This window comes from Daejeonella rubra (genome assembly GCF_900103545.1).
In the GTDB taxonomy this organism is placed as follows: Bacteria; Bacteroidota; Bacteroidia; order Sphingobacteriales; family Sphingobacteriaceae; genus Daejeonella; species Daejeonella rubra.
Map to the genome: position 1 here is coordinate 43,774 of NZ_FNHH01000022.1, position 20,476 is coordinate 64,249.

The window sequence follows — 20,476 nt, forward strand, 5'->3', positions numbered from 1 at the left end:
ATTGAATGGATATCTTTAAATATAAAAATGTACTGCTTATTGATGATAGCTATATCGACAATCTGATCAACAGAAAGATATTAGATAATTGTAATTACGCAGAATCAATTACTGTCATTGATACTCCAAATGAAGCCTTCAAACTAATAAAAGATTCCTTACAAACCGGAGCCGTACTACCTGAGGTGATATTTCTTGACCTTAGAATGCCACTGATGAATGGTTTTGAGTTTCTTAAAGCATTATTGGAGCTTCCTGATCTTGAGCCTGGGAAGATCAAAATATATGTACTGACCTCTTCCCTTGACCCAAAGGACATCAAAAAAGTAAAAGAAAATCCATTGGTATCAAAATTCATAGGGAAGCCACTAACCAAGCAAATACTTCAGGAAATATAATATACTATGTTATTAGTTGCAGATAGCGGCTCGAGCAAAGCCGATTGGATATTAACGCTATCAGAAAATCAGACAATTTCTTTCAGAACAAGTGGAATAAATCCATTCTTCCTTTCTGAAAAAGATATCATCAAGATATTTCAAAACACTCCTGAAATACAGCCATACACTGACCAGGTCAAGGAAATTTATTTTTTCGGAGCAGGTTGCTCAAGTCCGGATCGTCGTGAACTAATTTCGAACGCTTTATCAAAAATATTTAAAAATGCATTTATAAGCGTTGATATTGATATTATTGCCTGTATATACGCTACTACGGGAACATCCGATGGAATTTGCTGCATATTAGGTACTGGCTCGAACATCTCTTATTTCGATGGGAACAGGATACACGACAGCAAACACGGGCTTGGTTATATTTTAGGTGATGAGGGTTCAGGAACCTATTTTGGCAGACAACTGATCACGGGATATTTGTACGGAACAATGCCTTCTGAACTTTCCGGAGAATTTTATAGAAAATACAATATTGATAAGGAAAAGATCATAAAACGCATTTATCAGGAGCCATCTCCCAATTTTTACCTTGCGTCTTTTGCACCATTTATGAGTGAACATTTAAGTCATCCATACATTATAGAAATATTAAAAAGGGGCTTTAATGAATTTATTGAAACAAATATCAAATCCTATCCGGATTACAAAACACATACCTGCCATTTTGTAGGATCCATTGCCTTTCATTTCTCTGACATTTTAAAACAACTTTGTCAGGAAAAGGGAATTAAGGTGGGGAAAATCCTTAAACATCCCATAGAGGAACTATCCCTGTTTATTTTAAGAAACGGAGAGAAAATAATCCGATGACGGATTTACACCAGTTTTTATCCAAAAACACCCTTTTTAAGCAGGCAATTCAGGACTATAGCTGATAGAATCCTGATAAGCATCACAAAGCTCCTTTAAAGAGTGAACTTCAAAATCAACACCCCATGGGTTCCATGATATAAATCTCAGTTTATCAACATTCTTTCCTTTATTTGATATCTCTTCATAAATACCAAAATTACCTAAACTGTAGTAGTTGATCTTTACCGCTTCATTATTCAGATCATGCGACTTTATCAATTCAAATCCCATTGTTTTGATCCAATTTTTTATTGCCGAAATTTTACTTAGTACCATAATTCAAAATGTAAGGTTTGACTAATTATGAACGAAAATTAGGCCAGAAATATTTCAAACAATGTGACAAAAGTCACAAAAGGCCAGGGCATTTCTTAAAAATCACTTTCACAAACATTCAGTGGCAATTTGTTGGTTAAAAAATTGCAAACTAATGACTTACAAATTTTTAACAATCCAAATAATAAACATTTTATGATACAAAAAAGAAACATAGAGTGTATACTAAACTTAACAGTGTCTTGTAGTTGATCCGGGAAAATCAAACAAAAACTTTCACTGTGCAACTCTTGTTACAAAGGCTATGCTATCTGGTTCGTAACTTGCGCAAATAACAATTTAGGCATACATGGAATTATTGAAATATATCAGATCCAATATCAGTAACCTGATATTTATTTTATTTATCGCTGTTATCTTCTTTAGTACAGATGCCAGAGCAATACTTATCAGGGGAATTATGTTTACTGGTCTGTTTAACGCTGAAGCAAGCTCGGGTATAGATAAGTCAGCCGCTAACAGATCGATACCTGCCAGCATGACCTTCAGATCGGAAGATGGTGAGCTTATTAATATTTCTGAAAACAAAGGAAAAGTATACTTCATTAACTTTTGGGCAACCTGGTGCCCTCCCTGTCGTGCAGAGATGCCCTCTATTAATGCTCTGGCATCCAAAATAAAAAACAAGGATAAGATCAGCTTTATTATGGTAGATGTAGATAATAAAATGGATGCATCAGTTAAGTTTATGAAGAAACGCTCGTTTAACCTCAAAGTTTACACGAGCGAAACACCTATTCCGACGCAAATTTTTAATGGAACACTCCCAACCACTGTAATAATTGGTCCGGATGGTAGCATTGTTTTTCATCACACAGGGATGGCAGATTACGATAACAAGGAAATGATCAATTTCCTGAATACACTCACCCGCTGATCAGATAGCAATCCTTAAATCTTTAAATGAACAAAAAATCATTATTTTTGCTGTTCAAAACAATTGAAAAAATAAACAGATGAAAAAAATCCTGCTTGGCCTTCTTTTAAGTATAAGTGTCATTTCCTTCAGTAAGGCACAGACCGGTATAAATACTCAGCAATCACTTGACAAAAGAGACACCTGGACCCAAAAAGACCTGATCGAACCATCTGCCCTAGCCGCTATTATTGCAAATCCAAAAGCGAAACAGGCAATGGTTTATAATATCGGGGTTGTTGAGAACATAAAAGGAGCTAAAAATTTTGGTGCTGCAAGCGAGAAAGAAAATCTTGAAAAATTCAAAAAAACATTGGCTGGACTACCTAAGACCTCTTTTGTTGTTGTTTATTGCGGATGCTGTCCATTTAATAAATGTCCAAATATTCGCCCTGCATTTAATACGATGAAGAGCATGGGCTTTGTTAATGGTAAACTTTTAAACCTGCCAACAAATCTGAAACAAAACTGGATCGATAAAGGTTATCCACTGGCATCAAAATAATCTATAAAAATTTTTTTCAATCAGATTTCTTGTAAGAATTACAAAACAATAAACCTGAGATAAGATACTGCTGTTCTTTTTATTCAATATGCTTTTCATTCAAATGCATTTAATTAGAATCGCATTAACAACTGAATAAATTAAAAATGTAACATAGCCGGTTTACATCGGTAAATATTTTACCATAATTGAGGAAGCTTTTCCCCAATATTCCGGCAATAAATTCCACACTTTTTCTAAATTCGCCCATACAGAGTGTTTATTTGCATTGGCACTTTCATTGTTAGAATAAAACGTTAATTAATAAGCTAATTTCAATTTAATGTTTAAGTGAATTTTAAAGAAGCATTTGTTTTTCCAGAATGAGGCAGAATATTAGCCAAAATCCTGATAAACAATTGTTTATTAATATTTACGCTTAATCATTTTGAGTGAGATTTAGTCTATATGAGTTTTATGAGAAAGCAAATTCTGGTTGTTGATGATGAACTAAGCATTTTAAAATTGCTTAATTTTATTCTATCAAAAGATTATGACCTGGTGATCAAGCAGAATGGCGCAGATGCTATCTCCTGGCTGGAAGATGGCAATGACCCGGCACTAATCATATCAGATCTTGAAATGCCATATATTGACGGAGGATCCTTTATCAGAAATTTAAAAATTAGCGGGTTTTATAGAGACACCCCTGTCATTCTTCTCTCAGGAGCTGACAATCTCGATAATATTGTTTCCAGTATGCCATTTCAGGCAGATTGTTATTTCAAAAAACCATTTAATCCTGCAGAATTAAAATCTTCAATATTAGAGGCCCTCTTATATAGCGATGTCAAAAATAATTAAGCAGGATAGCTGTTATCTTAATATAGGCCTTCACTTAAGTATTGCCTATATGGGCACCCAATCATGCGGTACAATTCTTTCTGAGCTGCCTGTAGCATTCAATATTTCTCAAAACAGAACTCTGGAAGAATTAAAGAATTATCTGGACAACCAATCTATTCTAACACTTCCCGACATTATTATTATTGAAGCGGATACAAAAGGAGAATGCTTCAATTTTATAGAGCAAATAAAAAAAAATGCATTGTGGCGTGAACTTATTATTGTTCTCATCTCCACAAGTCATAATAAAGAATGGAAAGCCCGGGCATTGCAATTAAAGGTTCATGATTTTTACATCCTTCCTTTCCCCATAGAGCATTTAATTGAGAGATTAGCATTCCTTGTCAAATTCAAACTGATCAAGCCAACGTTATCCATTTTAGAAAATGCAGATGTTGTTTATAAATTACCATTGGGAAAGAGATTGTTTGACATTCTTGTTTCTACTCTAGGTATAATCCTGGTTTCTCCCATATTAATTATTACTTCTATCCTGATACGGCTTGACACTAAAGGCCCTGTACTTTATAAAAGTAAAAGGGTTGGCACAGGTTATAACATATTTGATTTTTACAAATTCCGGTCCATGCGAATCGATGCTGAAAGACAGTTGGAAAATCTTTCAGAATTAAATTTATATAAAGCGGATGCCGATGAAGAAAACTCAGGTAAAAAATCTGTTTTCGTTAAACTAATTGATGACCCCAGGATCACCCGAATTGGAAATTTTATCAGAAGAACGAGTATAGATGAACTTCCGCAACTTTTCAATGTAATAAAAGGAGATATGTCGCTTGTCGGTAACAGGCCTTTACCACTTTATGAGGCTGAAATGCTAACATCCAATGAATGGTCATTAAGGTTTATGGGCCCGGCAGGAGTTACAGGACTCTGGCAGATAAAAAGTAGAGGAAAAAGAGATATTTCTGAGCGGGAACGAAAAAAATTTGATAACTTTTACGCCTTGAAGTATTCATTCTGGTTTGACCTGGAAATACTCATAAAAACATTGCCTGTTATATTGCACAAAGAAAAATTTTAATTTATGTTCAGGAAATACATTTTATTAACGTCATTACTCCTATTAATACAAAGCGGAACCACCAAAGCACAGGAATCAATGATGACAGATATTTCTTATGTATTTCTGGAAAAACTGATAGCAACAGCAAAGGAAAATTACCCAAGAATGAACAGTTTTGAAGGTCGTATAAAAGTTGCTAAAACCACTGTCGGGCAGGAGCAATTATCATGGTTGGATGCTTTCTCATTTAGTTATGTCTATAATCCAAATAATACAATTGACCTTGCAGAGCCAAGATTCTTCAATGGATATCAGGTAGCTTTCAACTTGAACCTAAGTTCTTTTTTTCAAAAACCAGGAAACGTAAAGCAAGCAAAAGAGAGTGTAAAACTAGCACAATATGATCTTGATGAATATCATCTTACTCTGGAAACAGAAGTTAAAAGACGCTATTTCAGCTACGTACAGGCACTTGCCAACCTCAGACTGCAAACTAAAGCATCTTCAGATGCATTGAACATTAGCAGGGAGATAAAGACCAGGTACGAAAAAAGCGAAACAACATTTGAGCAGTATACTATGTCTCAAATGTCTTATTCAGGGGCTCTGCAATCTAAGATAGCTGCTGAATCAAATTTTCTTATTGCAAAAGCTTCTCTGGAAGAATTATTAACCAAAAAAGTGGAGGAAGTTCTGTAGAGGTAATATGGAGGAAATAAAGAAATTTATTGATTTATTATTACGTTATAAATTTGTTCTTATAACCGTACCGCTAATTACGGTCATGGTTACCTTTTATATTGTCAGAAATCTTCCTGATGTTTACCCGGCACAAGCTCAGATAGCCACAGGAATAGTTGATGAAACCCAACAAATGGCTCTTTCTGAAGCCAGTTCACTCCAGGAGTCACGAATCAATCAGAAGTTTGTCAATATGGTACAAGTCATGCAATCAAAAAGTATGCTTGACCTTGTTTCATATAAACTTATCATTCATGACCTGACAAGTAAGCCTTTCAAAGAACCAAGTGAACTATTGAATACCCTAAACCTGGAAGCAAAAAAACATGCATTAAGTGTCTTTAAGGAAAAATACAGGAAAAAAGAAGGCCTGAATTTAAGAAATGATGATGAGGAAGGCTTGCATAGAATTCTTGGATCCATGGGCTATGATGAACTATCCCTAAAATGGGATATGCTGGTGTACCGTGCAGGAACAACAGATTTTATTTTCATTGATTACCAGTCAGAGAATTCGGAGTTATCTGCATTCGTAGTAAATACCTTATCAAACGAGTTCACAGATTATTATACTGTTCTGGTTAAAGAAAACCAGCGTTCATCAGTAAACTTTCTAAAAAACCTTTTAAAAATCAAATCTGATACCCTTCAATCCCGCATTAGTGGATTACGTCAATATAAAATTCAAAATCGCATACTTAATCTGACAGAGCAATCCTCACAGATCTATTCCCAGACTGCAGATTATGAACAGAAAATGCTGCAAGCAGAAAAAGATATTGTTTCGCTGAAAGGTACCATTGCAAGTATAGATAAAATGTTCGATCCTAAAGACCGCCGGTATATGGAATCGACCTTTACCAATATTAACCAGAAAATAATTGGTACCAAAGCAGAAATGAATGCTTTGCAGGATAAATACATAAAAAACGACTTTGACGAAAAATATAAAATTTCAATAGACTCCCTTCAGCAGGTTATGAGTGCACAGATCAATACCATGTCTGATAAGTACACCGACAACCCACTTAATTCAAAAACATTACTGATCCAAAAAAAGCTTGAACTTCAGATTGAACTAGACCGTGCAGTTTATGGCCTTAACTCGCTCAAAAAACAACTTGACGTAATGAGCAACAAATTTGAAATGCTGGTACCTCATGAAGCAGTAATTCAATCTTTTGAACGGGACATTCAAACAGGAAGTGAAGAATATCAGGATCTTCTGGCCCAATACAATAAAGTTACCATGGAATCTGAGTTTCCGGTCAAATTAAGACAAGCTCAGATTGCTATGCCCGGACTTCCGCTTCCTTCCAAAAAAATGCTTCTTGTGATCATTAGCGGGATTCTAAGCGGAGTTTTCTGTGTGATCATATTATTTGTCATGTTCTTCCTGGATAACCGTATACGAGTACCCGGAGATCTGGTACTTATTACAAAAGCCCCTGTACTTGGATATTTAAATCTGGTAGGGAAATCTACCCTTGACCTTAAAGGAATATGGAAGAACCTGCATGGCACAGCAGAAATGCGGGAGTTTAAAAAACAATTGCGCTCAACCCGGTTTGAAGTGAACAGAGAGCTTGCCCAAACTTCAGAACGGGGACAAATATTAAGTATAACAAGTATTACTGAAGGTGAGGGTAAAACACTGATTTCTGCCTGCATAGCCTATACTTATGTAATGGTGAATAAAAAGGTTTTACTGATCGATGGTAATTTTGATAGTCCTTCGATCACAAAAAATTCAAACACCAAACTCTTCCTGGAAGACTACCTGCATTCCGGAGATCTGGAAGGAATCAATTTCAATACCGGTATCATGGTCATGGGAAATCGCGGGGGTGATAAATCCTTATTAGAGGTAAGCAATGAAGAAACCATACTTCAACGATTGGAGCAACTACGCTCCCATTTCGATATCATCCTTGTTGAAACACCTCCGCTTGATGCATTGAACAAAGCAAAGGAATGGATCTTATTCACAGATAAAACGGTCAGCGTTTTTGAAGCTGATCAGACTATCAATGAAATGAAAAAGCAGCATATTAATTATCTGACCAATCTGAATGGTCAGTTCATAGGCTGGATATTAAATAAGGTAAAGCAACAAGGAAAATTTGAAGAAAAAATAGATCATGCAAATGTTCTAGAATGATATGCTGCATCCCATCATAATATATATATGGACATTGATCCAGATAGTGATCGGATATAACCTCATTTTGCCATTGATATTCTTTTTTTTTTACCTGCCAATTCACCTGATTAAAAAAAAGCATACAGCGTTCAGGTCAATTCCGGAAAATGACTATGCGATCATAGTTACTGCTTATCAGCAAACCAGCCTTATCCCTGAAGTGATCGATTCTATCCTAAAGCTTAATTACGGTAATTTCCTGGTTTATATTGTTGCTGATAATTGCGATATCTCTGATTTAAAATTCAGCGATGAACGTGTTATTCTGCTTCGTCCGGAAACGATAATTGCAAGTAATACCGGATCTCATTTTTATGCAATAAGCCATTTTAAAAGGGATCATAAACTGCTAACGATCATTGACAGTGACAACCTGGTTCATAATGATTATTTAGTGGAACTTGACTATTATTTCAGCCTTGGTTTCCAGGCAGTTCAGGGTTATCGTAAAGCCAAAAACCTGGGCAGCAGCTATGCGGCCCTTGATGCCGCCAGAGACATTTACTATCACTTTTATGATGGCAAAATACTTTTTGGCCTGCAGTCATCAGCAACACTTTCCGGATCAGGTATGGCATTTACCACTGAACTTTATAAAGATTGCTTTAAAAATACTGAGATCAAAGGGGCCGGATTCGATAAAGCCCTTCAGTATGAAATTGTGAAACGCGGATTAAGAATTGCATTTGCAGAAAACGCAATCGTATATGATGAAAAAACATCGCAGCCTGAACAATTAGTAAAACAAAGATCGCGCTGGATAAATTCCTGGTTCAAATACTTTAGCAATGGATTTAAACTGATAAAGAAAGGCATCATTCACAAAAACATTAATCAGTTGCTTTTTGGAATTGTACTTCTTAGGCCACCATTATTTATTTTTCTTATTCTATCCTTGATCTGTCTTATTATTAATATTGCAATAGATCCATTTACTGCTTTTATTTGGCTGATTGCATTTATATGTTTTGTTTGGGGTTTTGGAATTAGTATAGTACACAAGAATACTGACCCCCTGATATACAGATCACTGGTAAATATCCCTAAATTCATTTTTTATCAGATCATCTCCCTGCTAAAAATACGGTCGGCAGATAAAATTTCTGTTGCCACAGAACACAGCCATAAAAAAAAACTAGATGACCTGGTCAATTAATAACAATGATTTAAAATGAGATATAACCATATAAAAGACAGAAAAACTACCAAGGAGATATTTTTACTGATCAGTAAAAATGCATCCATGGCTCTGGCTTTTATTACTGTTTTCTTCTTTTTTATTAAAATTCTGTTTCTCTGATATTGGATTTTAAAAGATGAAACTGGATTTTAAAAATATTGGACTTTCATTAAAAACCCTTGGGAAACCAACAGGCTTTATTATTTTGCTTGTTATCTCAATTATGTTTGCCTATGTAGTTAAATCTGCTCAGATAAAAGGTGCCGCATTGATATTTATTGCATTAATAGGCCCAATCATTGCCTTTGCTGTGATTGCCAAGCCAAAATTTGGGATAACCGTATTATTGATCGCTTCCTACCTGATCATGTGGATACTGAGGTTGAACTTAATAAACTTCCCATTAGGAACAGTAATGGACGGCATTCTTGCTTTGTTGATCATCGGACTGTTTGTTCAACTTAAATATCGGCCCGACTGGTCTTTTCTGAGCAGCCCGATAAGTGTAATGATCATTATATGGATCATTTACAACTTCATTCTGGTAGCTAATCCGGTGGCACAATCTAAAATGGCCTGGCTTTATACCATCAGAAGTATGGCCATCGTAATGCTTACCTATTTCGTATTCAGTTATAATATACGTGACATAAAATTTATCAGGCTTATCATTAAACTTTGGCTGGGACTGAGTGTATTTGCCGGGCTGTTTGGATACAAACAGCAATTCATTGGATTTTTCGCCTATGAAGAAGCCTACCTCTATTCAGATCCACTGATCAGGGACCTATTATTTATTAATGGGGTTTGGAGAAAATTCTCGATTTTTTCTGACCCAACTGCCTTTTCATATAATATGATTCTGAGCGCACTCCTATGCGTAGGATTAATGTTCGGCACTGTTTCAAAAATAAAAAAAGGCATTCTGGGCTGTATGATATTGTTTTTTATCACCAATATGCTTTTTTCAGGAACCCGGAGTGCCTACGTACTCCTGCCTGCAGCAATGATCATGTTAACCATTCTTGTATTTAACAAGAAGATTCTGATCATTACTGCTGCTGCTGCCATGTTAATGGCCGTAATCATATTCATACCGACAAGCAATCCGGTGCTTTACCGATTTCAATCTGCCTTCAAACCATCTGACGATGCATCCTTTAATGTAAGAGCACGTAATCAGAAAATGATTCAACCCTATATCTGGTCGCATCCAATAGGCGGGGGACTTGGATCAACGGGGGTATGGGGAGCAAAATTCTCACCGGGTTCTTTTCTGGCATCCTTCCCTCCCGACAGTGGTTATGTTCGTGTGGCCGTTGAAATGGGGTGGATAGGATTATTCCTGTTTTGCACCCTCCTGTTTGTTATCCTAAAAACAGGTATAAATAATTATTTTGCGATAGAGGATCCTGAACTCAAAAGCTATTGCCTGGCTATGGTATTAATTGTGTATGCCTTAACCATTGGAAATTATCCCCAGGAAGCTATTACACAATATCCATTAAATGTATATTTCTTCCTGGTTGCGGCGCTTATCAATGCAACCTATCAACTTGACAAAGAAAAGAGAGCAGAAAAACAAGCGCTTGCTGATGCAGGCAGCAGTGTATAAACATAATTAATAAAACAAAAATGAATTTAGAGTGGATCAGTATATTGAAGTGTCCTATAAGCGGACAAGAATTATCAGTACTTCAGCCTGCAGAGATAATTGCTCTCAATGAAGATTCCATGAATAATAAACTTTGGCAATTAGATGGAAAACAGATCGGTTACACCATTGAGCTGGGATTGATTTCAACAGACCATATCTATATTTATCCCATCATTAATGGTATTGTGCTATTGCTGAAAGATCTGGCTCTGACAGGTTCTACAGATCATATTATTAGTGGAAAGATAGATAAAGACAAGGCGCTGGTTCAAAATTTTTATAATCAGAAAGGCTGGTTTGTGAATGAAGAAGGCAATTATGAGGATGCTGTTATTTACGAAGATCTGAGGGAGGTATCAAAAGAATATTTGAAAAAATGCCATGATCGGGTATCGCGTTTTTTGAATCCCAAAGGCACCTATATGCTGGATGCTGCCTCCGGGGCCTTACAATATTCAGATTATTTACAATATTCATCCAGTTATAAATACCGGGTATGTGTTGATTTTTCATTTCAGGCATTATCTGAGGCGAAAAAGAAACTTGGCGACAAAGGCATTTATATCCTTGCTGACATGTGTAATATGCCCTTCAAAGACAATGTTATGGATGGATTTATATCCTTGAATACCATTTATCATATTCCAAAAGACCAGCAGGTTTTGGCTATACAGGAATTATACAGACTTTTGGCAACCAATGGTAAAGGAGTAGTGGTTTATGACTGGTACAAACATTCTCCATGGATGAATATATGTTTATTACCCTTCAGAGCATTTGTCTATATTAAGAACAGGCTTTTAAGTCTTTTTGCGAAGCTGGCAAGGCAAAATGAACCGCAAAAAAGATTATATTTCTTTGCACATAACTATACCTATTTCAAACAGAATTTACCACCATTTAAATTAGCTGTATGGCGAAGCCTTAGTGTCCCATTCATGCGCTATTATATTCATCAATCTCTGTTTGGGAAGCAGATCTTAAACTGGGTTTACAATAAAGAGGAAAAAGAACCGGAAGTTTGTGGTTTGAAAGGCGAATATCCAATGTTTATCTTTGAAAAGTAAAAGAATCAGAAAATGTCTATATCATCCATAATCAGATCAAATGATTCTTTGAAAAAGGCTGCCCGCTGGGCGCTTATTTCACCGAATCAATACCGTCCGCGATTATGGGTAAGGTTGCTATTAAATCCCTTTAAGCATAGCAGAGGGAAAGGTTCCATCATCAGGAGAAGGACCAAAATGGATCTATTCCCTTACAAAAAATTTGAGTTAGGCGCCTATTCGGTAATCGAAGATTTCACAACGATCAATAACGGTGTTGGTGATGTACATATTGGAAGCCGTTCATTTATTGGAGTTTCCAATGTTATAATCGGACCGGTTGAAATTGCTGATCATGTAATGACTGCCCAGAATGTGGTCATTTCGGGCATGAATCATAGCTATGAAGATATTCATACCCCTCCAACCATGCAGAAAGTTAGCACTTCAAAGATCACAATAGCAGAAAATGTATGGGTAGGAGCCAATTCTGTCATTACTGCCGGAGTAAGTATTGGCCGTCATACTATCATTGGCGCAGGTAGTGTTGTTACCAAGGATCTGCCTGCCTATTGTGTGGCTGTTGGTAATCCGGCAAAGATCATCAAACGCTATAATCATGATACCCGGCTTTGGGAGAAGGTTAATAATTAATGATCCTGAAGGGTAAACATATCTTTATTCTAGGCGCCACTAAATTTGACGGGCCTGATCAGTCGACCAGCTATAATACAGCAAAAGAACTTGCAAAGAATAATTTTGTCTATTATATCGATTATCCGATAACATGGAAAGACTATTTCAAGCTAAAAGGAACTGAACAGATCAGAACAAGAAAAAAGTATTTCTCTCCTTTTTCTGATGGTTTGACATCAGGCGGAATTGAAAATTTAAAAATCATCATCTCTCCGCCACTAATTAGCATTAATTTTCTACCCGAAGGAAAAATTTACCGTTTAATCCTCAAATTCAATGAGTTATTGATCAGGAAACGTATCAGAAAGGTGATAAAATTGAACAATATTTCTGAATTTATATTTATAAACTCTTTCAACTTTCATTATCCGGGAATTGCTGATTCCCTGAAACCTGCATTAACTGTCTACCATTGCGTAGACCCGATGATCATTCCTTATGATATGAAACATGGGATCATTTCTGAAGATGAACTGGTTGCAAAAAGTGATCTGGTAATATGCACCAGCCGAATGCTTTATGAAGAAAAGTTAAAGCAAAACAGAAATACACACTTCATTCCTAATGCAGCAGATATTGCCCATAGTTCAAAGGCCCTTGATAAAGACCTGCCTGTTAATATTCATTTATCAGACCTTAAAAAGCCTGTAATTGGTTATGCAGGTAGTATTGAAAGACGTATTGATTACGCACTTTTGAAAGAAGTGGCTGAAGCAAATAAAGATAAAAGCTTTGTTTTTGCAGGACCATTAATGCCTGAATTTGTTCCTGAATGGTTTTTAAGAACAGAAAATATCTTTTACATCGGTCGCATACCCTTTGAAGAGATTCCTGGACTGATCAAAGGATTTGATGTAGCCATTATTCCATTTAAAAAAGATGCTGTCAGCCGGACTATCTTTCCACTAAAATTATTTGAATATCTTGGCGCAGGTAAGCCTGTTGTGGCAAGTAATTTCAATCCTGATCTTAAAGATTTTACTCATGAAGTGGTTTCCTATTGTGATAATGCACAATCCTTTTCACTGGCTATAGATGCCGCTCTGAAAACAGAAGATCCCAATTTAATACAGCCGAGGTTGAATGTTGCAAGGGAAAACACATGGGAAAGGCGGGTTGAAGAGATCGCAGAACTAATCTTCAGGAACCTCAAAAAAACCGGAAACTAAGTTTTATTATTTTTTAAGGACCTTGCTCTTAAACACGGAACGGCAGATATCAATAAAAGCAGAAAAGCTTGACATACCCTCACCGCTTAAAGTTCTCTTAACCAGAAAACGATTACATGCCTCTTCATCCCATGGTTTGGTAAAAAAGTCCTTATAATAGGAACTGTCAGGATTTACAAGAACCTCTATATCATCCTTCCATTCATATTTCAAAAGAGTGAGATCACTATGATTTTGCTGCATGATCTTAAACCCTATAGAGTTTTTTGGCAAAAACTCCTGAAATACATAGCCGAAATCCATTACAGGCCTGAAGTCAATCTGTTCCTTTTCATACATTACGATCTTATTATCAATCTCCTGCAATACCCACTTATGCGACTCCTTAGGAATCAGAAACTCACCGATCATGGATGGAGTTTCCATATAGCCAGCAGAAGCAACACGCGTCTGCTCTTTAATAAAACGAACAGGATCATTCACATGTTCCAAAACCTGAGCACAAATAACATAATCAAAAGACCGGTCTTCAAAAGGGAGTTCCTCACCATCGGCATTTAAGAATTGCTGATGCTTCAGCACTTTAATATCCCCGCTTCTGTGGTAATTAGAGTCTACAAATTTATCAACCACCACATTAGCCTTCGGATGCGGATTATGACCTCCCCCTACTTCTAAAACTTTATAATTATCCTTTATGGACAGGTCAAATCGCGAACTTGGATTCCGTATTTTCATTCCCTCTAAGATACGATAAAACGAATTAACTACAAAGAAAAAAGGGCGTTTGAATCATTCTAAGGTGGATGCAGCGCTTTTATAAAGCGCTATCAGCTGCGGACCAACAACTCCGGGATTGAAGTTCTCCTCATAACATAGCCTGGCATTATTTGCCATAGCTATATATTCCTCATCAGTCATTGCGAAGACCTCAAAAAGCGCCTTAGCAATGTCATCATCAGTCTCAACTACATAACCAGCCTTATATGCCCTGATGGTATCACTTGTTGGAACCTGGCTTGAAACAATTACCGGTTTATAGGCAGACAAAGCTTGTATTACACTGATTCCAAAACCCTCAAATCTTGATAAGTGAATATAGGCCCTTGACTCTTTAAATATACTGTTCCTTTCTACTTCATCCACTCTTCCAGTAAATATCACATCCTCCCCCACCTCAAGATCCAGTTCCTTACAAAGTTTCCGCCGCAATATATCTGATGAAGCATCCGCCGGGCCTACGATCTTGAATACTATTCCAGGAGTATCATTTAAAGACTTTTTATATAAATTCAGTCCCTTTAAGGAACGATCGATACCCTTCTGATAAATATCAGAGCGGCCAATAAAACAGACTTGCGATTTTATTACGCTAAGGTCAAGAGGCAAATTCATATCACTAACCTGATTTGGAACAACCATAATCGGGCTATCGGTCAGCAAACGCAAACAAGGCTCGCATTGATTAGTTAAAGCATGAATTAAAGAAGCATGATCGAATACATATTTATCAATAAAATGAACAAACAGGTCTCTATAAACGCGCTTTATCAATGATTTCTCTGATTTAAAAGCATTGCAATACACATAAGAATCATGCGGAGTGATCAGATATGGTATTCTGGCCTGGTATAATAACCTGGCAACCAGATAATTATTAAGATTGTAAATATGATTCAAATGAAAAACAGAGTCAGAAAAATTTCGATTTTTCAACCAATTTTTAAAAAGCAGAGAAAGTTTATAAAAAGGAAGATTTTTAGAGCCAAAAGAATGGATCAGTACTGAATCTGAATTATAAGAAGTATAGTGATCCTGCTCCTTACTTTGATCAAACTCAATAAATTGAAAATCAAAATAGTCCTTTAAAAGCTTTACATTCTGGTAATTGAATTCAGCCAATCCATCTGCCGCACCTGGCCTGTAGTGGCCTAATACATAAATTGTTAAATAACCTTCATTACCATTGCTTAAGTGCATAATGGCAAAATACGCGATTTTGGTCAAATATTAAGAAGCTATAGAATAAACAATAATAAATTGTTACAACACAGTTTCAGAATAATTTGAAATATTGAAAATAACTAAGTAATTGTACTTATTTTTACTAATTCCGGAGCTTAAAATAATCGGGAGTTATAAAAAAATATTAGTTAAAACCATTAAAAGGATTGATCTTTAACATCAATCCCAGACAATTCGTATATAGAGAAGCTCAATCAATTATTTACCTGATGCGAATTACTTTTATTGAATAATGAATATTTTTAAGAACCCAGCCTGGTTAAACCAGTTTCAGTATCCTTATTCTGCTTTCAATGAAATACCTGATCATGTATTTGATAAAATCAATTCAGATCTTGACAGTGTCCAAAGTAAATCTCCAGTAGTAAGTGTTGTGATTGCCGCCTGGAATGAAGAAGTAAATATTCTCAAATGTGTAGCAAGCCTTTCTAAAATGAAAACTTCTATACCATTTGAGATCATTGTCGTAAATAATAACTCTAATGACAACACCCAAAAAACATTAGATAAATTACATATTAAATCATTTTTTGAATCGGTTCAGGGATGTGGTCCCGCGAGGCAACTCGGACAAGAAAATGCATTGGGTAAATACATCTTAATGGGAGATGCAGACTGTTTATATCCCAATTGCTGGATCGATGAGATGATCAAAGTACTTGAACAAGACCAGGTGGTATGTGTTTATGGCAGATACTCCTTTAATGGCAACACTGAATTCCCTCGCTGGAAACTAAGTTTATTCGAGATGATGAAAGATATTGTCGCAGAGTTCAGACATATGAACCGCCCCTATTTCAATGCATATGGAATGAGCATGGGCTATATCAGGGAAACAGGTTTAAAGGTTGGATTTATAAAAATTAACAGAAGAGGTGAAGATGGACAGCTTTGTCTTGATCTTATGCCATTCGGTAAAATTAAGCAAGTAAAATCGAACAGGGCAAGAACATGGACGGGTACCAGGACTCTTCAACTCGATGGCAGTTTTTCAGGTGCGCTAACCATTCGTCTCTTTAAAGAACTTAAGCGCTTTTTTTATAACTTACACTCCAGATTACCGGAAAATAAAAAAGCAGACGGAAGTTCCTGATGCACTTAGCACTATGGCATTACCTTATTTCTTCAAAGACGTCAGCTTATTAATAACCCATTATAACCGAAGCAACTCTCTTGAACGTCTGTTGAAAATCTTCAAAGAACTGAATTGCAGTTTTGAGGAAATAATAGTTTCAGACGATGGAAGTTTGACTGAACATCTGGAATCTGTCAAAGAACTTCAATATTCTTATAATTTTAGCCTGATCACCAGTTCAAAAAACATGGGACTGGGCAATAATATTAATAAAGGGCAGGCAGCTGTAACGTGTCCTTATACCCTATATGTTCAGGAAGATTTTATTCCCTTAGCTGATTTTGCAAAACATTTTCAGGATGCACTTGATATCATGCATAAAAGGAAAGAGCTGGATATTATCCGGTTTTATTCCTACATAAAATATCCACACCTGAAACCTTTTGAACAGGGTTTCTCTGAAATGATCTATAAACCATGGTCGCTCAATTACCTAAAGATCTATTTTTACAGTGACCACCCCCATCTGCGCAGGTCTAATTTTATTGAAAAATTCGGTACATACACTGAACAGGTAAGTGTTGACCGGGCTGAATACCGTATGTGTATTTCTTTCCTTCAGCAAAGAGGCAAGGGCCTTTTTTACGATGACTATCAAGGCTTGTTCGAGCAAATAAATCCCGAAGCAGAACCAAGCACCACAATAAGACGAAAATTTACTTTAAGTAAAAATCCATTTATAAAATTCACCCGGGATATTTACAGGCAATTCAGATATAATTATGATCTGCGTTTTCTTAGAGTAAATCATGGCTTTGCTATTAAATCTGATATTGCAAAGTTAAGGGCAGAAAAAAATACATTTATTGATCTTTCGAAAGCCATTATCAATAAATTCTTAAGCTTGTTTGTCCGGATTTTTTATCCTCAGGCAGTAAGAGAGTTCAAACAATTCTACAAAGACACTTATTATTGTCAGCTTGTACAGCTCAAATATCTTTTCAAAGATTATTTTATCAGGAAAAGATATAAAAGCATTTCATTTAATGGTGAATTTGCACCGGAGCTTCAGTTTGTGCTTCCATTTGCTTACTGGCATTTCAAAAATGGAACTTTAGATAAAACAATATCGTCAAAACTTACACGGGAATTGTATTTCTTCTCTAAAGATCACCAGGAGTCATTTGAAGAACGGTCAAATGAAGGCAATTATAATTTTGAAACGCCCAGAATACTTTACAGCCATAATTATGACATGAGTAAATGGGCTCAGGTGCCATTAAAAGAAACTTATCAGAATTCAATTTATGTTTATGATAAGCCCATTCTTATCATTGCCAATCGCTATAATATGGAATGGGATGATGCTCCTGTCAGTTTTTTAAGCATTCCTGTACTTCGTACTATTATTACAAAACTCAAAGACAAATTCACTATAATTTATAACCGGCCCCGCTCACAGAACATTGCAACAGATGATAGTGTGATCTATGATCTTCATGAATACGAATGGCTGGAAAAAGAACATCCGGAAGTGATCCTGATGGAAAATCTGTACAAGGAAAATAAGGCTAAAGCCAATAATTTCAATCATTTACAATTAATGGTTTATGCCAATTCAAGCCATTTTATTTCCACCCACGGAGGAACAGGTACCCTGGCAAGTTATTTTGGCGGCATCAATCTTATCCTGTCAAAAAAAGGCCCTGAGCATCATTTTAATTGTTATCAAAAATTATATCCAAAACTTTCAGGCGCAAAAATAGTACATGCAAAATCAGATGCTGAGCTTGATAGTGCAATTGAAAAATGCCTGTTAAATGATTGATGAATTAACCTAAATGAAAATATTCAACAAGGATCTATATTGGATCAGGTCAGGTTTTTTCACCTTACTTCAGAACCTTTCAGGAGTATTTTTCAGTATCGGTAGCTTTTTCATCCTGGTAAGGATCCTTGGACCAAATGACTATGGAGTTTGGGTTCTATTTATGGTTACTGTAACCATTCTGGAAACTGTAAGGGGTGGTTTGATTCAAAATGCACTTATCAAATACCTTGCCTCCGAGGAAAATACAGAGCATCCCCGGATCATCTCTGCATCATTCACTATCAGCGCAATTCTTACATTGATCTGTATCCTCCTTAATCTTGGATTTGCTCATATTCTTTCTGCCCTTTGGAAGGCACCCGAGTTGATCCCGATCTTCAACATGTACTGCTTTACGTTTATTATTTCAGGGGTACTGACCCAGTTTAATTGCATCCTGCAGGCAAACTTGAAATTCAAAAGCATATTTGTCAGTTCCTTTATCATGCAGTTTAGTTTTTTTGCCTATGTCCTGGCATGCTTTATTTTCAATTTTAATATACGGCTGATCGATCTGATTCATCTTCAGATGTTTAATTATACAATTTCTGCATTCATAGCATATTTTCAGGTCAGAACCTATTTATCAATTAGCTATTCCCTTTGTGTTGACTGGATCAAAAAACTATTCCATTATGGCAAGTATGCCTTTGGAACATCCGTAAGTGCTATACTCTCTGTAACGGTAGACCAGATGATGCTCGGGGCAATACTTTCTCCAGTTCAGGCCGGTGCATTTAATGTAGCTGTCAGGCTAACTAACCTACTTGATATTCCAACTAATGCTGTTGCTGTAATAGTCTTTCCACAGAGCGCCAAACGCATCGTGACAGAAGGGAAAGAAGGCATCAAATACCTCTATGAGAAATCGGTCGGCACCTTGATCGCTCTCCTGATCCCCGGGATAATCTTATTATATCTTTTCTCTGGAATTGTGGTCAATCTGATTGCTGGCGATAATTATAAAGATGCTATTCCCCTGTTGCATATTACACTTCTCTATTGCCTGTTCACTCCATACGGACGGCAGTTTGGGAATATACTTGACTCCATAGGAAAAACACGTCTGACCTTTCTGGTGGTGCTGTTAGTCACTTCAATAAATATAGGTCTGAACTATCTCTTTATTACCAGATTCGGAGTATTGGGAGCTGCCTATGCTACACTTGCAGCACATATTATTGGTTTTTTCATTGGACAAAGTATCCTTAAAAAAGAGTTGAATGTCAGCGTAAGAAACACCTTGATTTTTGCCTGGCAATTCTATCCTGAATTCTATCAAAAATATATCAAGAAAAATTAACCGAAAATCCTCTGTCTTCCCGAAACCTGCCTTCAGCAGGTGAGGAAAATCGTGTTTAATCCGTAAAATTGGCTCTACGGATAGGTGAAGAGAAAATCTCACAAAGACGCGATTGCTGGATATAAAACAAATGATCATAAATAATTTATAAACCTTTGGTCCTTAGCGTCTTGACGAGCCAACCTGTCGGTAGGTTTCCTATGGTTAGTGTTCTCCGTACCAAATGCAGATGTGCCTATAAAAGATAAAGTCAATCTAAAACGAATGTCATGCCGAAACCTGCCCTTTAACAGGTGAGGTACCTTCGTGAAAACTATAAACTTTTTTCAGCAACAGTCAAATTTTCCTGGACGCCCAGTGTCCACCGCCGGTCTGACTCGTCCACCAATCCCAATCAAACCCGGCTCTATCCTGCTGATATTTTGCAATATTTCTGCCTCTGTTCTTTCGGCGCGATACCCTAACCAGAACCTGAGGTTCCGCTTCTATCGTTTTAAATAACTTTATTTGTAGTTTACTATCTGCCGGATAGTTTATC

The 20,476-nt window shown here is 36.4% G+C and carries 20 protein-coding genes; 16 read left to right on the forward strand and 4 right to left on the reverse strand.

Annotated elements, in window-relative coordinates; genetic code table 11:
- The first annotated feature begins 5 nt into the window (after positions 1–5).
- Together BLR27_RS13760 and BLR27_RS13765 are read left to right on the forward strand one after the other, a co-directional pair.
- Positions 6–398 (forward strand): response regulator, encoded by a 393-nt coding sequence (locus BLR27_RS13760; RefSeq protein WP_090705800.1) that lies wholly within the window; start codon positions 6–8, stop codon positions 396–398.
- 6 nt (positions 399–404) lie between these two features.
- On the forward strand, positions 405–1,265 hold the full coding sequence (locus tag BLR27_RS13765) for an N-acetylglucosamine kinase (protein ID WP_090705804.1): 861 nt from the start codon (positions 405–407) through the stop codon (positions 1,263–1,265).
- 36 nt (positions 1,266–1,301) lie between these two features.
- On the opposite strand, the gene BLR27_RS13770 is transcribed toward BLR27_RS13765, so the two are convergent.
- Positions 1,302–1,583 carry a hypothetical protein gene (locus tag BLR27_RS13770; protein WP_090705805.1) on the reverse strand — a complete coding sequence of 94 codons (282 nt, stop codon included), beginning with the start codon at positions 1,581–1,583 and terminating at the stop codon, positions 1,302–1,304.
- 349 nt (positions 1,584–1,932) lie between these two features.
- Here BLR27_RS13770 and BLR27_RS13775 point away from each other — a divergent pair, with 349 nt between their 5' ends.
- The 11 genes from BLR27_RS13775 to BLR27_RS13825 all read left to right on the forward strand — a co-directional run bounded on the left by BLR27_RS13775 (position 1,933) and on the right by BLR27_RS13825 (position 13,665).
- The gene (locus BLR27_RS13775) at positions 1,933–2,520 is read left to right on the forward strand and encodes a TlpA family protein disulfide reductase (RefSeq protein WP_090705807.1); all 588 of its coding nucleotides are present in this window, start codon (positions 1,933–1,935) and stop codon (positions 2,518–2,520) included.
- Between the two features lie 79 nt (positions 2,521–2,599).
- Positions 2,600–3,064, forward strand: coding sequence for a hypothetical protein (locus BLR27_RS13780; protein ID WP_090705809.1), 465 nt, complete (start codon positions 2,600–2,602; stop codon positions 3,062–3,064).
- A 456-nt stretch (positions 3,065–3,520) separates the two neighbouring features.
- Positions 3,521–3,907, forward strand: a complete 387-nt coding sequence (locus tag BLR27_RS13785; protein WP_090705810.1) for a response regulator — start codon at positions 3,521–3,523, stop codon at positions 3,905–3,907.
- A complete protein-coding gene (locus tag BLR27_RS13790) occupies positions 3,891–4,991 on the forward strand; it encodes a sugar transferase (RefSeq protein WP_090705812.1) in 1,101 nt (366 codons plus the stop codon). Before BLR27_RS13785 ends, BLR27_RS13790 begins: the two co-directional genes overlap by 17 nt.
- A 3-nt stretch (positions 4,992–4,994) precedes the next feature.
- Positions 4,995–5,672 (forward strand): TolC family protein, encoded by a 678-nt coding sequence (locus tag BLR27_RS13795; RefSeq protein WP_090705814.1) that lies wholly within the window; start codon positions 4,995–4,997, stop codon positions 5,670–5,672.
- Between the two features lie 85 nt (positions 5,673–5,757).
- The gene (locus BLR27_RS13800) at positions 5,758–7,875 is read left to right on the forward strand and encodes a GumC family protein (protein WP_245704523.1); all 2,118 of its coding nucleotides are present in this window, start codon (positions 5,758–5,760) and stop codon (positions 7,873–7,875) included.
- A gap of 1 nt (position 7,876) precedes the next feature.
- Positions 7,877–9,073: a glycosyltransferase gene (locus tag BLR27_RS13805; RefSeq protein ID WP_090705818.1), complete on the forward strand. Its 1,197-nt coding sequence runs from the start codon at positions 7,877–7,879 to the stop codon at positions 9,071–9,073.
- 160 nt (positions 9,074–9,233) lie between these two features.
- Positions 9,234–10,712, forward strand: a complete 1,479-nt coding sequence (locus tag BLR27_RS13810; protein ID WP_090705820.1) for an O-antigen ligase family protein — start codon at positions 9,234–9,236, stop codon at positions 10,710–10,712.
- Between the two features lie 20 nt (positions 10,713–10,732).
- Positions 10,733–11,821, forward strand: coding sequence for a class I SAM-dependent methyltransferase (locus BLR27_RS13815; RefSeq protein ID WP_090705822.1), 1,089 nt, complete (start codon positions 10,733–10,735; stop codon positions 11,819–11,821).
- A 12-nt stretch (positions 11,822–11,833) separates the two neighbouring features.
- Positions 11,834–12,454, forward strand: coding sequence for an acyltransferase (locus tag BLR27_RS18870; protein WP_090705824.1), 621 nt, complete (start codon positions 11,834–11,836; stop codon positions 12,452–12,454).
- Positions 12,454–13,665: a glycosyltransferase gene (locus BLR27_RS13825; RefSeq protein WP_090705826.1), complete on the forward strand. Its 1,212-nt coding sequence runs from the start codon at positions 12,454–12,456 to the stop codon at positions 13,663–13,665. The genes BLR27_RS18870 and BLR27_RS13825 overlap by 1 nt, the downstream gene beginning before the upstream one ends.
- Before the next feature lie 6 nt (positions 13,666–13,671).
- On the opposite strand, the gene BLR27_RS13830 is transcribed toward BLR27_RS13825, so the two are convergent.
- Positions 13,672–14,403 carry a methyltransferase domain-containing protein gene (locus BLR27_RS13830; protein WP_090705828.1) on the reverse strand — a complete coding sequence of 244 codons (732 nt, stop codon included), beginning with the start codon at positions 14,401–14,403 and terminating at the stop codon, positions 13,672–13,674.
- Between the two features lie 54 nt (positions 14,404–14,457).
- Positions 14,458–15,645, reverse strand: coding sequence for a glycosyltransferase family 4 protein (locus BLR27_RS13835; protein WP_090705830.1), 1,188 nt, complete (start codon positions 15,643–15,645; stop codon positions 14,458–14,460).
- Positions 15,646–15,922: 277 nt separating this feature from the next.
- Between BLR27_RS13835 and BLR27_RS13840 the strand changes: the two genes are divergently transcribed.
- From BLR27_RS13840 to BLR27_RS13855, 3 genes are read left to right on the forward strand one after another with little or no spacing between them, the layout of a single operon-like run.
- On the forward strand, positions 15,923–16,783 hold the full coding sequence (locus tag BLR27_RS13840; protein ID WP_090705832.1) for a glycosyltransferase family 2 protein: 861 nt from the start codon (positions 15,923–15,925) through the stop codon (positions 16,781–16,783).
- Between the two features lie 13 nt (positions 16,784–16,796).
- On the forward strand, positions 16,797–18,593 hold the full coding sequence (locus BLR27_RS18755; RefSeq protein ID WP_245704524.1) for a glycosyltransferase: 1,797 nt from the start codon (positions 16,797–16,799) through the stop codon (positions 18,591–18,593).
- A 13-nt stretch (positions 18,594–18,606) separates the two neighbouring features.
- Positions 18,607–19,938, forward strand: coding sequence for a flippase (locus tag BLR27_RS13855; RefSeq protein ID WP_090705834.1), 1,332 nt, complete (start codon positions 18,607–18,609; stop codon positions 19,936–19,938).
- Between the two features lie 336 nt (positions 19,939–20,274).
- Here BLR27_RS13855 and BLR27_RS18555 read toward each other — a convergent pair.
- The coding region (locus tag BLR27_RS18555) for a hypothetical protein (RefSeq protein WP_176767708.1) at positions 20,275–20,476 on the reverse strand (202 nt) is incomplete at its 5' end.